This is a genomic window from Phycisphaeraceae bacterium (genome assembly GCA_040222855.1).
Taxonomy (GTDB): Bacteria; Planctomycetota; Phycisphaerae; order Phycisphaerales; family Phycisphaeraceae; genus Mucisphaera.
This window is the reverse complement of the sequence record JAVKCD010000019.1, coordinates 351,059-369,433: the sequence shown is the minus strand read 5'-3', so window position 1 is coordinate 369,433 and position 18,375 is coordinate 351,059. Positions and strand designations below refer to the sequence as shown.

The 18,375-nt window shown below is 62.7% G+C and carries 15 protein-coding genes; 7 read left to right on the top strand and 8 right to left on the bottom strand.

Going from position 1 to position 18,375, the window contains the following annotated elements; all coding sequences use genetic code 11:
- Positions 1–4 precede the first annotated feature (4 nt).
- The 3 genes from RIG82_06765 to RIG82_06755 are packed head-to-tail and all read left to right on the top strand — an operon-like array spanning position 5 to position 3,330.
- On the top strand, positions 5–349 hold the full coding sequence (locus RIG82_06765; protein ID MEQ9460634.1) for an STAS domain-containing protein: 345 nt from the start codon (positions 5–7) through the stop codon (positions 347–349).
- On the top strand, positions 346–2,085 hold the full coding sequence (locus tag RIG82_06760; GenBank protein ID MEQ9460633.1) for an ATPase, T2SS/T4P/T4SS family: 1,740 nt from the start codon (positions 346–348) through the stop codon (positions 2,083–2,085). Before RIG82_06765 ends, RIG82_06760 begins: the two co-directional genes overlap by 4 nt.
- Before the next feature lie 15 nt (positions 2,086–2,100).
- Positions 2,101–3,330: a type II secretion system F family protein gene (locus RIG82_06755; protein ID MEQ9460632.1), complete on the top strand. Its 1,230-nt coding sequence runs from the start codon at positions 2,101–2,103 to the stop codon at positions 3,328–3,330.
- Between the two features lie 27 nt (positions 3,331–3,357).
- On the opposite strand, the gene RIG82_06750 is transcribed toward RIG82_06755, so the two are convergent.
- The 3 genes from RIG82_06750 to RIG82_06740 form a co-directional block, all read right to left on the bottom strand.
- Complete coding sequence (locus RIG82_06750) at positions 3,358–5,301, bottom strand: DNA topoisomerase IV subunit B (protein MEQ9460631.1); 1,944 nt, start codon at positions 5,299–5,301, stop codon at positions 3,358–3,360.
- 124 nt (positions 5,302–5,425) lie between these two features.
- Positions 5,426–5,824 carry a hypothetical protein gene (locus RIG82_06745; GenBank protein MEQ9460630.1) on the bottom strand — a complete coding sequence of 133 codons (399 nt, stop codon included), beginning with the start codon at positions 5,822–5,824 and terminating at the stop codon, positions 5,426–5,428.
- A gap of 68 nt (positions 5,825–5,892) precedes the next feature.
- Positions 5,893–8,310, bottom strand: coding sequence for a DNA topoisomerase IV subunit A (locus RIG82_06740; protein MEQ9460629.1), 2,418 nt, complete (start codon positions 8,308–8,310; stop codon positions 5,893–5,895).
- Between the two features lie 60 nt (positions 8,311–8,370).
- Between RIG82_06740 and ruvC the strand changes: the two genes are divergently transcribed.
- Positions 8,371–8,895: a crossover junction endodeoxyribonuclease RuvC gene (gene ruvC / locus RIG82_06735; protein ID MEQ9460628.1), complete on the top strand. Its 525-nt coding sequence runs from the start codon at positions 8,371–8,373 to the stop codon at positions 8,893–8,895.
- Positions 8,896–8,898: 3 nt separating this feature from the next.
- Here ruvC and RIG82_06730 read toward each other — a convergent pair whose 3' ends face one another.
- Genes RIG82_06730 through RIG82_06710 form a run of 5 tightly spaced genes read right to left on the bottom strand, consistent with a single transcriptional unit; the run spans position 8,899 to position 13,859 of the window.
- Positions 8,899–9,741: an endonuclease/exonuclease/phosphatase family protein gene (locus tag RIG82_06730; GenBank protein MEQ9460627.1), complete on the bottom strand. Its 843-nt coding sequence runs from the start codon at positions 9,739–9,741 to the stop codon at positions 8,899–8,901.
- 53 nt (positions 9,742–9,794) lie between these two features.
- The gene (locus RIG82_06725) at positions 9,795–10,352 is read right to left on the bottom strand and encodes a type 1 glutamine amidotransferase domain-containing protein (GenBank protein ID MEQ9460626.1); all 558 of its coding nucleotides are present in this window, start codon (positions 10,350–10,352) and stop codon (positions 9,795–9,797) included.
- Positions 10,353–10,362: 10 nt separating this feature from the next.
- Complete coding sequence (locus RIG82_06720; GenBank protein ID MEQ9460625.1) at positions 10,363–11,622, bottom strand: serine/threonine-protein kinase; 1,260 nt, start codon at positions 11,620–11,622, stop codon at positions 10,363–10,365.
- 54 nt (positions 11,623–11,676) lie between these two features.
- Positions 11,677–13,518 (bottom strand): hypothetical protein, encoded by a 1,842-nt coding sequence (locus tag RIG82_06715; protein ID MEQ9460624.1) that lies wholly within the window; start codon positions 13,516–13,518, stop codon positions 11,677–11,679.
- Positions 13,509–13,859: a hypothetical protein gene (locus RIG82_06710; protein ID MEQ9460623.1), complete on the bottom strand. Its 351-nt coding sequence runs from the start codon at positions 13,857–13,859 to the stop codon at positions 13,509–13,511. The genes RIG82_06715 and RIG82_06710 overlap by 10 nt, the downstream gene beginning before the upstream one ends.
- A 95-nt stretch (positions 13,860–13,954) precedes the next feature.
- Here RIG82_06710 and RIG82_06705 point away from each other — a divergent pair, with 95 nt between their 5' ends.
- The 3 genes from RIG82_06705 (at position 13,955) to RIG82_06695 (ending at position 18,337) form a co-directional block, all read left to right on the top strand.
- Entirely contained in the window at positions 13,955–14,503 is a 549-nt protein-coding gene (locus RIG82_06705) for an HYExAFE family protein (protein ID MEQ9460622.1), read from the top strand.
- Between the two features lie 159 nt (positions 14,504–14,662).
- Positions 14,663–17,608 carry an isoleucine--tRNA ligase gene (gene ileS / locus RIG82_06700; protein ID MEQ9460621.1) on the top strand — a complete coding sequence of 982 codons (2,946 nt, stop codon included), beginning with the start codon at positions 14,663–14,665 and terminating at the stop codon, positions 17,606–17,608.
- Between the two features lie 132 nt (positions 17,609–17,740).
- Positions 17,741–18,337 carry a hypothetical protein gene (locus tag RIG82_06695; protein MEQ9460620.1) on the top strand — a complete coding sequence of 199 codons (597 nt, stop codon included), beginning with the start codon at positions 17,741–17,743 and terminating at the stop codon, positions 18,335–18,337.
- Positions 18,338–18,375 lie beyond the last annotated feature (38 nt).

Here is an 18,375-nt window from a genome sequence, read left to right as displayed (position 1 = left end):
AAGCATGAAGATCAAACTGAAACAGCAGGGTGACATCGCGATCGTGACGCTGACCGGCGAGTGCATTGAAGGCGATCATGTGCAAGTCCACCAGAAGATCACAGAGTCCCTGGGCAATGGGGGGCGTGACATCGTCCTTGATTGTTCGCAGCTGCAATCCATCGACTCAAGGTGCTTGGAAGCGTTGCTGAGCCTTCAAGAAGAAGTGGCTGACCGCCTTGGGCGTTTGGTGATCGGCGACTGTTCTGAGGTTGTCGATCGGATTCTCTACGCGACTCGGCTCACGAGTCGTTTCGACCGTGAGGCGTCGATTGAGAAGGCACTTGAGACGTTGGGAGCCGCGGCATGAGTGATGCGAGCATTGACAGTGTTAAACCAACCATGCGGCCGCTGCGCATCGGTGATGTTCTGCTGGCCAAGGGTCTGATCAGCCAGGATCAGATCAATCATGCGCTCGAGCACCAGCGGTCAGAGGGCAGCGGGAAGCTGCTGGGCCAGGTGCTGATCGAGCTTGGGATGATCACGGAGCAACAAACGCTTGAGGCAGTCGCCGAAGCCCTGGAGATCCCGTTTACCCGGCTCGGAAACGGGATGGTCGATGTCATGCTGGGCGAGACACTCCCGACGAAGTTTCTCTCGGAGAATGTGGCGGCGCCTTTGTTTCTGATCAACGGCGTGTTGACGCTCGCGGTCAACGAGCCGACGGACGTTTTTCTGGTCGAGGAGGTTGAGAGACTCACGCAGGCAAGCGTCCAACTGGTTGTGGCCACCGAAGACGACATCCGTGACGCCCAGCGGTTCCTGACCTCGGGGACGATGGCGACGTCGATGGAGGACATCGTCAGGGACACTCAGTTCGAGAATGAGCTCGATGGCGTCAATGTCGCGGAGATCTCTGCTGAAGAGATTGCTTCGGGCAGTTCGCCGGTGATTAAGCTGGTGAATCACATCCTCTTCGAGGCCGTTCGTGAGGGTGCGTCGGATATTCATATTGAGCCGGGTGATAAGTCGCTGCGGATCCGGTTTCGTGTCGATGGTCAGTTGACCGAGAAGATGGCTCCGCCTCATGGGATGCAGGCACCGATGGCGAGCCGGATCAAGATCATGGCGGGGATGGATATCTCCGAGCGGCGCATCCCGCAGGATGGCGGGATCTCGATTCACTGCGAGGGGCGTCAGGTAGACCTGCGTGTCTCGACGATGCCGGGGCGGTATGGCGAGAAGGTTGTGATCCGGATCATCGATGCGCGCAACGCGATGGTTGGTCTGGATGCGTTGGGGCTGAGCCCGAGGATGCTCGAGCGGTATCTCGATATCGTTGCTCAGCCCAATGGAATTGTGCTGGTCACCGGCCCGACGGGCTCGGGTAAGTCGACGACGCTTTACGCCACACTTCGGCGCGTCGTCGATCCGACGCGGAATGTCTCGACGGTGGAAGACCCGGTCGAGTACGCCATTGACGGCGTCAATCAGTTTCAGGTCAATGAGAAGACGGGATTCACCTTTTCCTCAGCATTGCGGGCGCTGCTCCGCCAGGACCCGGACGTGATCATGGTGGGTGAGATTCGTGATGCGGAGACGGCACGTATTGCCACCCAGGCCGCGCTCACCGGGCACCTGGTGCTCTCGACCCTGCATACGAATGACGCACCGGCAGCGGTGACACGGCTGATCAATATTGGTGTGGAACCTTATCTGATCGCCGCCTCCGTGCGAGCGACACTTGCACAGCGGCTGGTACGCAAGCTGTGTATCTCCTGTCGTGAAGCGGGCCCGCCAACGGATGATGAGAGTCGGCTGCTTCGCCGCTTCGGCCCGGAGATCGCAGGTCTAACCGAGATCTACCACGCGGTTGGGTGTCGGAGTTGCGGGAACACCGGCTACAAGGGGCGTCTGGGTATTTATGAGTTGTATATACCCACAGATGAGGGGCTTGACGCGGTGTGCCGAGGTGCGAGTCTTCAGGAACTGCGCGAGCTTGCGATCAAGAGTGACAGCTACATCACGCTGCGCGATGACGGCATCGAGAAGGTTTGTGATGGTCATACCACGTTGGCTGAGTTGCTGACCGCTACGGCCCTGTAGCGCGGAGAACAGACTATGCCTTCTTTTGCATTCAAAGCTCGAACCAACACGGGCGGTCTTGACCTGGGTGTCCTTGAAGCCTCGTCGCTGACCGAGGCGGGGGTTCGATTGCGTCAGAGGGGTCTGTTTCCCGTTTCGATTCAGCCCTCAAAGGGTAAGCCAGCTAAGGCCGAGGCTGATACCCCGGTGTCCGCAGCAGGGGGTACGGTCAAGCGAGCCCAGGTGATCGCGTTTGCTCACGAGTTGTCGGTGCTGCTTGATGCCGGAGTCACGATTCGTGATGCTCTGGACTGTGTGACGGATCAGGCGAGTTCGCCAGCGATGCGGGCGCTGCTCACAGAGATCAGCGAGAAGGTACAAGCGGGCGGAACGCTGTCGCAATCGATGTCGAAGCATCGGAAGGTATTTCCGCCTCTGATGATCAGCATGATCCAGGCCTCGGAGGCCTCAGGAACGCTTGGGGAGATGCTCGATCGGGTGAGCAACTACCTGGAGCAGGAGCAGAAGATTCAGCGGACGCTGCGGTCGGCGATGACGTATCCGGCGGTGATGTTCGTGGCAACGTTCGCGATCACGGGGTTCCTGATCGGTTTTGTTCTCCCACGATTCGCTGCGATTTACGCCAGTCGTGGGGCGGACCTGCCGTTGCCGACGCAGGCGCTGCTGGGGATTTCTTACGCTGTCACGACGTACTGGCCGCACATGATCGCTGGCGTGATAGCGGCGGTTGTTGGCCTGGTCCTGTTTTTCAAAACAGAAACCGGTGGCTCTCTTATTGATACGGCCAAGCTCCGGCTGCCTCTGATCGGCCCGCTGTTCAACAAGCTCTATCTGACACGGTCATTCCGAACGATGAGCGTGATGATCGATGCGGGGGTACCACTACTCGACCTGATCGCGATCACCCGAGAGGTGACGTCCAATCGGCACATGTCGAGGCTTTGGGATGAAGTCGCGGAGAAGGTCAAGCAGGGCGGATCGATCTCGTCGGTGCTGACGGCATCACCTCTGATCCCGAAGTCCACGGCGCAGATGGTGTCTTCTGGTGAGCGTGCCGGACGGGTCTCGGACGTGATGCGGCGAATCGCCGATCGCTCGGAGGAGGAGTTCGAACGTGGGGTCAAGTCGATGACTCAGTTTGTTGAGCCCGCGATGATCGCCTGCCTCGGATTGGTCGTCGGCTTCGTCGCGATCGCGCTGCTGCTGCCGATCTTCTCGGTGGGCAAGGTCGTCTCAGGGGGTTAGGCCAAGCCGATCCAGATCTCTGAGCACCTAGACGTCGAGCGCCTCGGCTGTCTCGGCGCGGTCCATGATGAAACGGAAGCGGGCGGAGGCGTCTTTTCCCATCAGCTCGTTTACGACACGGTCGGCTTCGATGGCGTCGGGGATTTCCACGCAGAGCAAACGACGGGTCTTGGGGTTCAGGGTCGTCTCCCAGAGGACTTTGGGCATCATCTCGCCGAGGCCTTTGAAGCGGGTGATCTCGATCTTCGCACGGCCGTTGGCTTCGCTGAGGATTCTTTCGCGGTCGGTCTCGTCGGCGGCCCAGTGGGTCTCCTGGCCGACATCGATGCGGTAGAGGGGCGGGACGGCGATGAAGAGCCGGCCGTCCTGGATCAGGCCGGGCAGGAAGCGATACACGAAAGTAAGGAGCAGGGTGGTGATGTGGTGGCCGTCGGAATCGGCGTCGGCGAGGAGAATCAGTCGCTGATACCGGAGTTTGCTGAGATCAAAGTCTTTGCCGATTCCGCAGCCCAGAGCGGTGACGAGGTCGGCGAGCTCTTTGTTGTCGAGGACTTTTTTGAGGGTGGCCGATTCGACGTTGAGCACCTTGCCGCGAAGGGGCAGAACCGCCTGATGCTGGCGGGCGCGCCCCTGCTTGGCTGATCCGCCAGCGGAGTCGCCTTCGACAATGAACAGCTCGGTTTCATCACGGTTTTTGGCGAGACAGTCGGCGAGTTTACCGGGGAGCATCAGGCGTGCGGTCGGGGTTTTTCGTGAGACGGCAGCAGAAGCCGCGCGGGATGCTTCGCGGGCACGGGCGGCGGCGATGATGCGGGCAACGATCGACTGGGCGGCTGTTCCATTGGCGTTGAGCCACTGCTCGAGACTGCTGCGGACGGTGTTGTCGACCATCTGAGAAGCTTCGGCGTTGTTCAGACGGTCTTTGGTCTGGCCCTGGAACTGCGGTTCTGCAATGAAGATCGAGACGATAGCCAGCAGGCCTTCGCGGATGTCCTCGGCGGTGAGGGTGACGCCTCGGGGTGCGAGGCTGTGGGTTTCGATGTAGTTGCGGACGGCCTTACCGAGCCCGGCGCGGAAGCCATTCTCATGCGTCCCGCCATCGCCGGTGGGGATGCCGTTGACGTAGCTGCGGACGTGTTCGTCGGTGGACTCGGTCCAGCGGAGGGTGAGTTCGACACGTCCGCCGTTGTCTTTCTCGGTCCAGAAGCTCGTCTCATGGATCGGTCGGGCGGCGCGGGCTGTCATCAGGTGATCGAGGTACTGGCGGATGCCCTCGTCGTGCTGGTAGATGACCCTGCGTTCCTCACCATCGCTGCCGGAGGCCCCCTGGTCTTCAAAGATCACCTTGAGACCGCGGTGGAGGTAGCTGATCACTTCGAGACGTTCACGGATGGTCGTGGGATCAAACTTTGTTTTCGGGAAGATCGTCGGGTCGGGCGTGAAACGGATGGTGGTCCCTGTTCCGCGTGCTCCCGGTTTCGCTTTGAGCTTGCCTGTGGGTTTACCTGCGGCGAAGGACATCGTGAAGAGCTTGCCATCACGGCGTACCTCGGCGTCGAGTCGTTTTGAGAGCGCATTGACGACCGAGGCCCCGACGCCATGGAGCCCGCCGGAGGTCTTGTAGTTCTGGCCCTCGAACTTCCCGCCCGCGTGGAGCGTGGTGAGAATGATTTCGAGGGCTGATTTTTTGTGTTTGGGGTGGATGTCAACGGGGATGCCTCGGCCGTTGTCAGAGACGGTGATGGTCTCGCGTTCGGCGTCGAGGGTGACCGAGACCTCGGTCGCGTGGCCGTTCATGGCTTCATCGACGGAGTTATCAACGACTTCCCAGACCAGGTGGTGGAGTCCTGCGGTGCCGACCCCGCCGATGTACATCCCCGGTCGTTTGCGGACCGGGTCGAGCCCTTCGAGGACGGTGATGTCCTTGGCGGTGTACGCGGCGGCCGCTGGCGGGGGGGGTGGGGGGGGCACGGGCGTCCTCCTTGACGTCGGCGAGTCCCCACCAGACTACGAAAAAGGTGGACGGGCCGTTGGGCCCATCCACCGGGAGACACAGCCGATCATGACCTGACCAGCCCGCACGTCGAGTCAAGCGTCATCGGTCGAGTTTGACCGAGACGGTTCGGTCCCTGTGAATGACGAAGCGGATCGGGCCGGTATAGCCGTCTTTGTAGAAGCGGCCCATCTTCAAAGGACGCCAGAAACGGCCCTTGCCGGGTTCGGTCCAGTGCACCTCAGCGTGGCGGGGCGCGGTCAGAGACGGGTGCTTGAGGTCTTCGTCCTGATCAGGTCGGATGGTGCCGAAGCTCATCGGCATCTCGGTCCCGGTCACGACGACCTCGCTGATCTCAAATGGCGTGTCGTTCTCGACCAAGAACACCAGCTTGCGATCCGGCTGGCTCGACTCGGCCTCTGCTTCCTTGGGCCCACACCCAGTGAGCAGGGCGGCCATCATGGCCCCTAGGGCAAACACAATCACATACGGCTTGAACATTCGATATCTCCCCTGACTATGCCCGCCGGACCATCCGGCTTACGGGCGACAGGATGAGTTATCGGCCCTTACCCTTCGGACTTGAGCTCGGGTGCCTGAACTTCGTCCGGAATTACCTCGGTGAGGGTTCCGGTTTTGATGATTTCACGGCCTTTGCCGCCTCGGGAAGTGAGTTCGTACTTGGCGGTGTTGATCCGCTGCTCGGCCCCGCGCCCGGTGACGGCGGTCAGTGTGTCCCGTTCGCTCTCAGCGACCCGAGCGCCGATGAGCCGGTCAGCTGAGGCGAGCTTGATGACGATGACCCCGCGCCCGGGTCCTGACAGGGCGTTGACCTCATCGACGCGGCAGAGCAGAGCACGCCGTTGCTCGGAGGCGACCATCAGGGTCTCATCGTCTGCGGCGTAGGCCACCGCCAGGATGCGGGCACCCTTGCCCAGCTTGGCGAACCGCCTGCCCGAGCGGGTGCTCGGCTCTGCGTACCCGGCCAAGGAGAAACGCAAGCCATAGCCATCATCACTCACGGCCAGCGCATGCGGAACATCCGGCTCAGACGCGACCTCCGTGATGAACCGAGGGTCGAGGGAGATGGCGGAGACGATGCGTTCGCCGTCGGCGAGTTTGAAGAGCTTCTGGATCGGCTCGCCGTAGCCCGTGGTCGCCGGGAGGTCGATGATGCGCGCGGTATAGGCCACGCCACGGCTGGAGAAGAAGACGACCGTCGATCGGGTGGACCCGCCCACACAGGCGAGCACGCGGTCGCCGTCGCGCACCCGGGACTTGCCCGGGTCTTTGATCTCTTTCTGGCGTTTGATCCACCCGTCGGCGGTGACCAGGACGTGGTTGTCTTCATCGACAATAAAGTCCTCAGCGGCAAACTCCGGCTCGTCCCCGCCATCGGCCAGGAGCGTTTGTCTGGGATGGGCTTTGCCGAACTGCTTGCCCAGCTCGGTGATCTCCCCGCGCACGATCTGCCAGATGCCGGAGCCGGTATCAGAGGCATCGGACTTGAGGAGCTGGCGGATCTCTTTAGCGCGTTTGTTCTTCTCTTTCAGTTCCTCACGGATGATGTTGATTTCGAGCCGAGCAAGCCGGTAGAGCTTGAGTTCGAGGATCGCGTCGGTCTGCTCCTCGTCGAGCCCGTTCTTACCCCCAAACTTCTTGAGGATCTTGGTCGCGGCATCGGCCTTCCCCTCGGAAGCGCGGATGATCCTGATGATCTCATCGAGGGCATCGAACGCGATCGCGAAGCCTTCGAGCAGGTGAATTCGTTTTTCGAGCTGGGCCAGCTCGTGCTCGAGCCGACGCGTGACGACCCCAAGCCTAAAGTGCAGAAAGTGCCAGAGCACTTCTTTGAGCCCAAGCCGCTGCGGGGCGGCGACCTCAGGATTCTCGGTCGGCACCAGGCAGGTCATGTTGACGGAGATATTGACCTGCAGCGGCGTGTGCTTGAACAGGTAGGCCATGACCATCTGTTCGTCAGCATCACGCTTGAGTTCCAGAACGATCCGGACATCGTCCGTCGAGAGGTCCCGAACATCCAGCAGCAGTGGGAGCTTGCGACCGACAATCAGCTCGGCGATGCGTTCGACGGCGACGGCCTTGTTGACGCCATAGGGAACCGACGTGACATGGAGCACCTTGGTGGTGCGCGAGCCCTCGGCGACAGTGCCGGGTTGCCAGGTGGCCCGGAGCTTCACCCCGCCGGACCCATTGAGGTAGATGTCGCGGAGGGTGGCTTTGTCGGCGAGCAGTTCGCCACCTGTGGGGAAGTCCGGTCCCTGGACAGCGTCTTTTCCGACGAGTTGGTACGGCTTGATCTCGGGGTTGTCCAGGAGCTTGAGCAGGGCCTTACAAACCTCGCCGGGATGATGAGGCGGGATGCTGGTCGCCATGCCCACAGCGATTCCGGACGATCCATTAATCAGCAGGTTCGGGAGCCTGGAAGGCAGCACGACCGGCTCGCTCTTGGTTCCGTCGTAGTTCGGGCGGAAGTGGACGGTCTGCTGGCCGATCTCGCGGAGGATCTCGCTGGCCACGGGAGCGAGGCGGCACTCTGTGTAGCGCATCGCCGCAGCAGGGTCGCCATCGAGTGACCCGAAGTTGCCCGAGCCGTCAACCAGGGGAAGCCGCAAGGAAAAGGGCTGAGCCATGCGAACCAGGGCGTCGTAGATCGCTGAATCGCCGTGGGGGTGATAGTTACCCATCACGTCGCCGACGACCTTAGCGCACTTGCGATGCTTGGCCTCAGCGGTCAGTCGCTGCTGCCACATGGTGTAGAGGATCCGCCGCTGGACAGGCTTGAGCCCGTCGCGGACATCCGGCAGGGCTCGGCTGGTGATGACCGACAGGGCGTAGTTGAGATAACGCTCGCTGGCGGCGTCGTGCAGGGAAACCTGTTCGACGGCAAGACCAGCGGCACTATGGTCTCCGGCGAGGGAGCCGAAGAGGTCCGAATCATCCTTCTTTGTTCGCTTACGCTTGGCCAAGTTGCCCTCCGTGGCGGGACCCGGCTCCGAGTATACGCGCCCAGCGGGTACTCTTGAGTCATGTCGTCCACTGAAAGCTCTTCAACCGAATCGCCAGTGATCCTCGGGATTGATCCTGGTTCGCGCATCACGGGCTATGCCGTGCTCTGCGAATCAAGCCGCCGGGGTGAGCCGCGTGTGCTCGAAGCCGGCATCATCAAACTCCCAGGAACGGATTCGATCGAGTCGCGTGTTGCTCAGTTGCACGCCGAGACTCGTGAGCTGATCGCGCGACTCCAGCCCTCCGTGATGGCGATCGAGAAGCTCTACTCGCACTACGCCCACCCGCAGACTGCGGTCGTGATGGCTCACGCCCGAGGTGTGATCCTTCTGGCGGCGCAGCAGGCCCGGCTGCCGATTGATCATCTGCCATCAACCGAGGTCAAGAAATCAATCACCGGCCACGGCCACGCCTCGAAGGAGCAGGTGCAGCTCGCCGTGACAACGCAACTCGGCCTCGCCGAGCCGCCTAAACCTGTAGATGTCTCGGACGCGCTGGCGATCGCACTCACGGCATTTCGTCGGCGGGTGCTGCTGGCGTTATAGAGATCAGTCCTTGTAGCGCAGCACGGCGATGACCGGGTCGTGGTCTGAGGCGAGCACGCCATCGACCAGCCGCTGGTCGATCTCGCACGCGACGGTTGATAAAGCATCGTTGTGCAAAACCCAGTCAATCCGACGCCCCCGAACAGCCTCAGCGTTGAACCCGCTGAACGTCCCTTCGTCCCCCTCGGAGATTGGTTTCGCGGATCGATAAGCATCAATCAGACCGTCACCCGGACCGGCATCATCATCAACAAGAGCCTGATAGGGGGCGGAGCCCTCTGCGGCGTTGAAGTCGCCCATGACCACCACCGCAATACCCGAAGCAATCTCCTGGATGCGCTGTCGGATCAGTTTTGCCGACTCGACTCTTGACACTTCACCAACATGATCAAAATGCGTGTTGCCGACCACCACAGGTCGTCCGTTCTTCCGGTCACGCAGCACGACCCACGACGCCATCCTGGTGATGACCGCATCCCAGCCAACCGATGCGATGACCTCAGGCGTATCACTCAGCCAGAAGTGCCCGCCGTTCTCGATCACAAAGCGGTCACTGCGGACAAAGATCCCGCAGTACTCCCCAGCTGCTCCCCCGTCATCGCGACCGACGCCATGGAATGCATAGCCCGGCAAAGCGGCGCTGAGTTCATCGATCTGAAACGAGAGCGCCTCCTGGACGCCAAGGACATCCGGGTCGTGCCTGCGGATTATCCCGATCGCCGCATCCCGTCGGTGTTGCCAGGCATGCTCGCCATCGTTCGCGGTGCCGAAGCGGATGTTGAAGGTCATCACCTTGAAAGATGCCGCTTCGTTATCGTCCACAGCCGCGGCACTCGTGAGGCTCATCGCTGTGATCACCCCCACCAGAAGTCCGGCTAGTATTAAGTCTCTGATCATTATTATGCTCCACGCTTCACAGAAAGAGATGACGCCATGACCTCGATCATCGCCGCGCAGAACTCCGGCAGGTCGTCCGGCCTGCGGCTGCTGACACGCGGGCCATCGACGACAACCGGCTGGTCGTGCCAGATGGCTCCTGCGTTCACGAGGTCGTCTTTGATCCCAGGCGTGCTGGTGTAGTTCACACCCTTGACGATGCCCGCGGAGATCTCGATCCACGGGCCGTGGCAGATCGAGGCGACGCACTTGCCAGCGTCTGCGATAGCTCGCGTCATCTCCTTCACCTCATCGTAGCGCCTGAGCTTGTCGGGCATCCACCCACCGGGCACGACCAAGGCCCCGAAGTCATCGGCCCGAAGGTCTTTGATGGCCGCCTCCGAACGCTGAGGGTACCCGTGTTTACCGTGGTGCAGGACACCGGCTTCCAAACCGGCGATGACGACTTGCGCACCCGCTTCGAGCAGCCGGAACCTGGGCACCTGGAGTTCGAGGTCTTCGTAGTCGTCGCCGACGTAGATCAGCACCCGGAGTCCACTTAAAGATTTGGCTTGGTTCATGGTCGTGACCTTATCGTTGGGCACCAAACAGCATGCCGAGCTGATCCGCAGATGTTGGGCGATCCACAGGTGCTTTCTCCAGCGAGCCGAGCAACGCGATGACAATCCCCTCCGGCAGCGTGGGCGCGTGAACGTGCGGATGGGTGGGCTCATCCACCAGGATCGCGTCTTTGGTCTCCTCGGGCGTGTCCCGAGAGAAGGGGTGCTCGCCGACGAGGAGTTCGTAAGCGACCAGCCCGAGGCTGAAGATGTCGGAGGCCTCGGTGAGCACCTCACGCCTGATCTGCTCGGGCGACATGTACCGCGGTGTTCCCGCGAAGGCTTCTGGCAGAACACCATCGCCTTCAAACAGTTCCACCATCGCCAGCCCGAAGTCGACCAGTCGGACCCGGTAGCTGCCTTCGCCTTCCATCTCGAGCATCAGGTTTTCCGGTTTGATGTCGCGATGGATCACGCCTCGCTCGTGCGCTCTTGCCAGAGCCTCGCACGCCTGCACCATCACATCCAGCGAACAGGACAAATTAAGGCGTGGGTCGCGCCGCATGCGAGCTCTAAGGGTCTCACCGAGGACGCACTCCATCACCAGGTAATACAAACCTTCGTACACACCCGAGTCGAGCAGGTGCGCAACACCCGGGTGGTCGAGCCGACCCAGGGCACGGACCTCCGCGCGGAAATGTTCGTCGCAAGCCGGTCGATCGGCCTCAGAAGGGGGTGCGAAAAACTTGAGGATCACCGCCTCGTGTGTGCTCACCCGCTCGGCCATGTAAACCCGGCTAAACCCACCAGCCGCGATCGACTGCATCAGCCGGTATCGGCCATCCACGATCCGATCGACAGCGAGGGCTTCAACGGCTTGGCTCTGCTTGCCCAGCGGGAGCCCGCCGACCATCACCCGAGTCGTGTTGACCGGATCGACACGCGAAACTGCGGGAATCTGTGGGTCCTCATGGGAACTCGATGCGTTAGGGAGTTCAGGATTCTCTGGCGTCGGCGAAGGCTCGGCCGGGTCCTGCCGGCTGACCGCCACTTTCACCACAGCGGGCGCTTCGGGAGCCTCGTGTGAGGTGGTTTCTTCGGAGGCCTCGACGACGGCTTCGGCCGATCGCAGCAGGTCTTCCAGAACCGAGCCACGAGTCGATTCAACGTGGCGAAGCGCCTGCTCGGGTGTTACAGGCTCGCCCGCCAACCGGCGTTCGAGCATGTGGACGTAGACCGCTACGGTCAGTTCGTCCGCGCGTCGCTCCACTCCCCCTTGAGCGGGGTCCATCTCAGCCAAACACTGCTCCCGATACGTGATCTTCAGCCGGACAGCATTCTACCGTCAATCGAGTGCTTTTCGTGACCAGACCCGAATGGGCTTGCCACGGTCGGCGATCGGCTCGCTCACTGCTATGAACCCCACAGACTCCAGCAGCTCCGCGTGACGATCATCATCCTTGGCCACAACCAGCCCAGATCGCTCGGCGAGGGCCGCCTGCCCCACCTTGGGGATCAGACGCCGGAGGCTCACCATCATCTTCTCGTCCGGGTCGCCCGAGGTTTCGTCCAGCTTCAGCCAGGCGATCGGCTGGTCGCCAGCCATCTCGCGCACCAGAACGCCACTGGCGATCGTGGGTTCCGCCCGGTCATCAACGGGCAGATAGACCGCCCAGTAGAGCGGGAGCATCAGCCCGACCCAGCACGCCGTGCGACGCAGCATCATCACGCTGTCGTGACGCCAACACGAGGCCGCGACCCATCCCGCCACGACGACCAGCCCGAGGCCGTAGACCCATACGGTCGCCTTGAGGGCATCACTCAGCCCGAGGGCTTCATCCCCTGCCGACAGGATCACAAATCCGTACACCGCCAGGCTCATGCCGAGCACGATGACGCCATGCACAGGAGCCAGCCACGATGCCCAGCCCGCCATGGCTCGCCGAGCGTGCACCGCCGTAAGACCGACGAGTAACCCCGCGGCCGGCAGCACCGGCAGGATGTACCGCTGCTGCTTGGCCTCGGGCAGCGACATCACCAACACGATGACCACCAGCCAGCCCCCCGCGATCAGCAACGCCGTGCGCCCCGCCTTCGAGAGCCGTTTCTTCGATTCACCCAGCCACGGCAGCAGCAGACCGCCGACGAACCAGACCGACCACGGCAGCATCAACGCCATCAGACTCAGATACGTCCACACCGGCGAGGCTTCGTTGCGATCGGCACCGTACTCCCGAAGCAGAGCACCCCCCACCCCCCTCACCCCGCCTTCACCCCCCACATCATCAACCCGCCAGAAGACGTAGCCATACCAGGGCAGCGCCACAAAGGCTCCCGTGATCAGAACAACCACTAGCGTCCCCAGATGCCTCGACCAGCGAACACGATCGACGACAGCAACCACCACCAGCGGCGCCAACATCATCAGCAACGCAATCGGCCCCTTGCTCAGCCAGGCGAACCCCAACCCGCCACCCCCGAAGACGGAAAGCAGGAGCCAGTGACGGTGCGCCGTTGCCCGCCCCGGACGCGCAGCCAGCAAAGCCAAGCCCAGCCCAAGCGCGATCCAACCCGCGAGATGGATGTCGTACGCGGCGATCCGCCCCCACCGCTGGACGATCAGGCTCGTGCCGACGCTCGCCCCCGCCAGCATCCCCACAACCATCCCATTCGCCTCTGATGTTCCACGGCCCCCGCATAGACTCACGCCCAGCAGGTACGTCCCAAGTAGCAGCACGCAGGTCATCCCGATAGCGACCCACCGGGCCCGGCTCATCAGCTCGAACCACCCCGCCTGATGACCATCCACCCCCACCCAGCCGAGCCGTGTCAGCCACACAGCCAGTGGCGGCTTGATGATCCGATCCGCATCATTCAGCGTCGGGATCAGATAGGACTCAAGGCCCATCGCCTCAAAATCCGCGTCGCCGATGGCCCGACGCCAGGTCTCATCCGCAGAGACCAGCACCCGTCGCTCCATGTGATGCGTCGATTCCCGAGGCGTCACCACCCCCACAATCAGCCCCGGAAGACTCACCAGCAGCACCAGCCCGAACGCCAGTAGATGCCCATAGAAGCCCTTACGCAGACGGTGCCGGTTTAGATCAGCCCCTTCACCATTCCGAGAATGAGCGGCACCGGCGGAACCCAGAGGCGGATTAGTGGGGGGGGGTGGGGTTAGCGCCATCGGTTGGTGGGGGCGATCTTGCGGTCCCAGGCCACGTCCGGGTCTTTGGCGAAGCTGCGGTCGGCCTGCTGGATGCAGTCCCAACAGATCACCGCGTGCGGGTTGGCCGTGGCTGGCGGGTTCTCCTGTCGCCAGGCCTTGTCGCCTGCCTCAAACTCACGCAGGCACATCGTGCAACTAAACCCCTCGGCCTGATCAGCCGCCCCGTCGATGGCCAAAGCGAGTCCCTCCAGACAGATCACCGAGCCGTGGTGACCCTCGATCATGGGAATCTCTTCGTCCCAGTCGGTGCCAGTGAAGTCGCAGGCGATGACCACCAGGCCATCTTCGTGTCGTTGCATCCGAGTCTCCTTGAACACAGCATCCTACCGCGTTCCGATCCATCAAGAGATCATCAATCCTTGCTCATCCACACCCATCGCTATACGCTTACCTCATGGTCCTCCGCCGCTTCCCCGACGACTGCGCCTTCGAGACCTACCTCCGCGATCTCAGCGCCCCATACGTCGCCGTCGATGAAGCCCGCCGATCGCCCTGTTCCGCCCCCTCGCTCGACCCGCAACAACGACCCTCCATCTCCACCGAAGGCACCCCCCTCAAGAGCTTCGACTTTGTCGTCTACACCCAATCCGAAGCGGGCGACAACCTGCTGGTGGACGTCAAGGGGCGCTCCTGCCGGCACAGCCGCTTCGAGTGCTGGGTCACCGAGGACGATGTATCGAGCCTGACCCGCTGGCAGGAGCTGTTCGGCCCAAGCTTCCGGGCGGCCTTCGTCTTCCTGCACTGGTGGGACGACATCCCTGCAGACGGGCTGTTCCACGAGGTCTTCGAGCACCGCGGGCGCTGGTACGCCCCCTCGCTGGTCATGCTCGACGACTACGCCGCAGCGATGCGGCCTCGCTCATCACGCTGGCGGACCGTCTCACTCCGCAAAGCCGACTTCGACCGCCTGAGCCAACCCCTCAGCCGGCTCCTGCAAGCTTAACCCCCCCCCCCGCCCCCCCCACCCAGTTGCGCGAGGGAGGTATGGAGCGCGGGTGCGGGGGGGGCGGTCTTCTCCGCAGGCCAACCTATACTGATGCCCGCATCGGGTCGCCGTGGCTGATGCCCCTCTTTCCCCACACGCCTGAATGTCCCAGAGCCCATGTCGACACCCACTGCCGAAGCCAAGAAGCCCGAGGGCGAGCGGACCTACCGCCCAACCCTCAATCTGCCCAAGACCCCGTTCGGCATGCGTGCCAACCTGGTCCAGAACGAGCCCCATACCGTCAAACGCTGGGAGAAGTCCGGGCTCTACCGCAAGCTCCGCGAGGCTCGCCAGGGTTCCCCCGCCTACGTCTTCCACGACGGCCCGCCCTACGCCAACGGCTCGATCCACCTAGGCCACCTGCTCAACAAAGTCCTCAAGGACTTCGTCGTCCGCTCGCGCTCGATGATGGGCTTCGATTGCCCCTACACCCCGGGCTGGGACTGCCACGGCCTGCCTATCGAACACCGGGTCATGCAGGACCTCGGAGCCAGGGCCCGCGAGATGTCACCGCTTGACATCCGCAGGCAGTGCAAGAAGTACGCCGAGAAACACGTCAAGACCCAGAAGCAGCAACTCCAACGCCTGCTGACCCTCGCCGACTACGACGACCCCTACCTCACCATGCTCCCCAAGTACGAAGCGGGGGTCCTCCAGGTCTTCGCCGAGCTGGTCGCCAAGGGACTGGTCGATCGTCAACTCAAGCCGGTCCACTGGTCCATCGCTAACCGCACCGCGCTGGCCGAAGCCGAACTCGAATACGACGACCGCGAAGACCACTCGATCTATGTGCTCTTCCCACGATCCGACGCCGACGCCCGCCCCGGCGAGCACGTGATGATCTGGACCACCACGCCATGGACCCTTCCGGCCAACCTCGCCGTGGCCGCCTCTCCCCGCGCCGACTACGGCCGCTTCGACCTGGGCGACGGGCGCTCGGTCTGGCTCGCCCTCGACCTGGCCAGCAAAGTCCTCACCGCTGGCGGATTCGAGCCCGCTGAACCCCTCGAAGTGAAAAAGGGCGAAGAACTCCGGGGCATGATCTACACCCACCCGTTCGTCAAAGACACCGAGGGACCCAAGGCGGGGGGGCGACCTGTCGTCACCGCCGACTACGTCACCCTCGAAGACGGCACCGGCCTGGTCCACACCGCCCCCGGCCACGGCAGCGAGGACTACCAGACCGGTCTCCGCGAACAACTCAACATCTATTGCCCGGTCCGCGAAGACGGCAACTTCGACGACACCGCCCCCGACTGGCTCCGGGGCGTCATGATCTGGGACGCCAACCAGCTGGTCCTCGACCGCCTCAAGCAGTCCGGCCACCTCTTCCATCACCACACCTTCACCCACAGCTACCCCCACGACTGGCGGGGCAAACAACCCGTCATCTTCCGCGCTACCGAGCAGTGGTTCATCCTCGTAGATAAAGCATTTGAGCCGAAGAATTCACGTGGACTAGATCACCATGAAAAGACTGGGAAGACCCTCGTAACAACCCTCCCTAAGAGTGTTGTCGATAACCAAATCTCACACGATTCACTCCGTGTACGAGCACTTCAAGACACACAGGCAAAGGTCAACTTTATTCCGAGTTGGGGGGCGAATCGCATGCGGGGGATGCTCGAATCACGCCCCGACTGGTGCGTCTCGCGCCAGCGCTCGTGGGGCTTGCCGATCCCCGCCTTCTTTCCACCCGAGGGCAGCCAAGGCGACCCGCTGCTGACGCCCGCGTCGGTCCGCGCGGTCGCCGAGTGCTTCGCCCAACACGGCTCGGACAGCTGGTTCAAAGCACCCCCCCCCGACCTGCTCGCCACCTACGACCCAAACACCGATCCCGATGCCCCCGCATGGTCCAAAGACCCCGCAAAACTCTCGCAAGCCAGAGTGGGGGGGGACACCTTCGACGTCTGGTTCGAGTCCGGCTCGTCCTGGCACGCCGTGCTCCGCCACGGCTGGAAAGACAAGCAATCGGGCGATCACTACCCCGCCGAACTCTACCTGGAAGGCTCCGACCAGCACCGCGGCTGGTTCCAGCACTCGCTGCTCCCCGCGCTCGCCGTCACCGGCCAGCCACCCTTCAAGACCGTCCTGACCCACGGCTTTATGGTGGATAAAGACGGCAAGAAGATGTCCAAGTCGCTGGGCAACACCGTCGAGGTCGAGGACCTGCTCAAGAAGCTCGGCGCCGATGTCGCGCGCTGGTGGGTCGCCTCGCTCAACACCGACAACGACATCAAGGTCGACTGGTCCTATTTCGAGACCGCTGGCGACGAGTACCGCAAGCTCCGTAACACCCTCCGCTTCCTGATGGGCAGCATCCCACCCTCCGCCGGCACGGACGCGTCGGATGCCTATGTGTTCACCGAAGCCGACAAGCACTCGATCGACGCCTGGGCGCTTGCCGAACACGCCCGCGTGGTGACGCAGGCTCTCCAGCACTACGAGAACTTCGCCTATCGCCCGCTGACGCGCCTGCTGTTCAACCACTGCAACGACACGCTCTCTGCGGTCTACCTCGCCGCCGTCAAAGACCGGCTCTACTGCGATGCCCTCGACAGCCCCCGTCGCCAGCGGACCGTCACCACCCTCCGCATCATGGCCGCCGACCTGATCCGTCTGCTCGCGCCCATCCTCCCTCACACCGCCGACGAGGCACACCTCGCGCTCGAAGGCAAGGACGCCGAGTCGATCCACCTCGCGACCTTCCCCGAGCCGCAGGCCGTCTCAGCCTCGGACGACTGGGCCGCCGTCATGGACCAGCGCGAGCAATGGCTCAAGGCGATCGAGACCGCCCGCCAGCAGCGCGACCTCGACAACCCCCTGGACCTGGGCATCGAAGTCCCGGACCCCGACGGCAAACTCGCTGACTTCGACCCGGCGGACCTCGCCGATCTCATCGGTGTCTCTCGCTTCTCAACAGCCGCTAAAGCATTGAACGTCCTGGACCTCGCCGCCGAGCCGCGCTGCGAGCGTTCATGGAAACGCGATGGTACCGTGCGCCAACGCTCCGATGGCGGGCTCCTCTCCGACCGCGACGCCCAAGCCCTCGGCCTGGCCTGATCCTCAACACTCTGCTCCCCCACTCCACACGATCCCTCCTGCCCGCACAATCGTTTCACGCTGATCGCTGCGTACCCGCGAAGGTCCGTCCGGGGTTATCCGACCCTCCCGATGGCCCGATGGGGCCTGTATATGGCCGCTCCTGTGACCGAAGAACTCGTCCTAACACGCTTCGATGTCAGCGAAGTCCGCATGACCGAAGTCGATGCCGCCATCGCCTTCTCTGGCGGGCCTGGCGAGGGGCGTAGCGGATGGTCTCTGCACCACAACCTAAGCGTGCTCGCACGCTTCGAGGGCAAGATCATCGGCGCGGCCCTGTTCTTCGATGGCAACGTCGGCCGCCCGATCCTCGATGTCTGCGTCGGTCGTGGTAAAGGCGGGCAGGAATCCGAAGATCAGGTCGAACTGCTCCGCAGACTCGCCGGTGTCCTCGTCGATAAGGCCTTGCTCAAGCTCAACTCAGACGGCCGATCACGCTTCTCTGTCCGCGTCGGCGGACGCACCGACCCGGGCCGCTTCTGGTCAGACGCATCCTGGATCAGCCGCCAGACCGAGAGCCCTGAACCAACGCTTGACGATAGCCAGACCCAAGCCCCCAAAGCAACGAGCACGCCACCAGCAGACGACACACCACCTGTTGATGAAGAACAAGAATCATCAACCGATATCGACGAGTACACCGAGCAAGCCGTGCAGGACGACCCCGCCCTCGCCGATCAATCGGTATGACCGTCATCAGCGATGCGCCGCACCAACCCGAGTCTCCG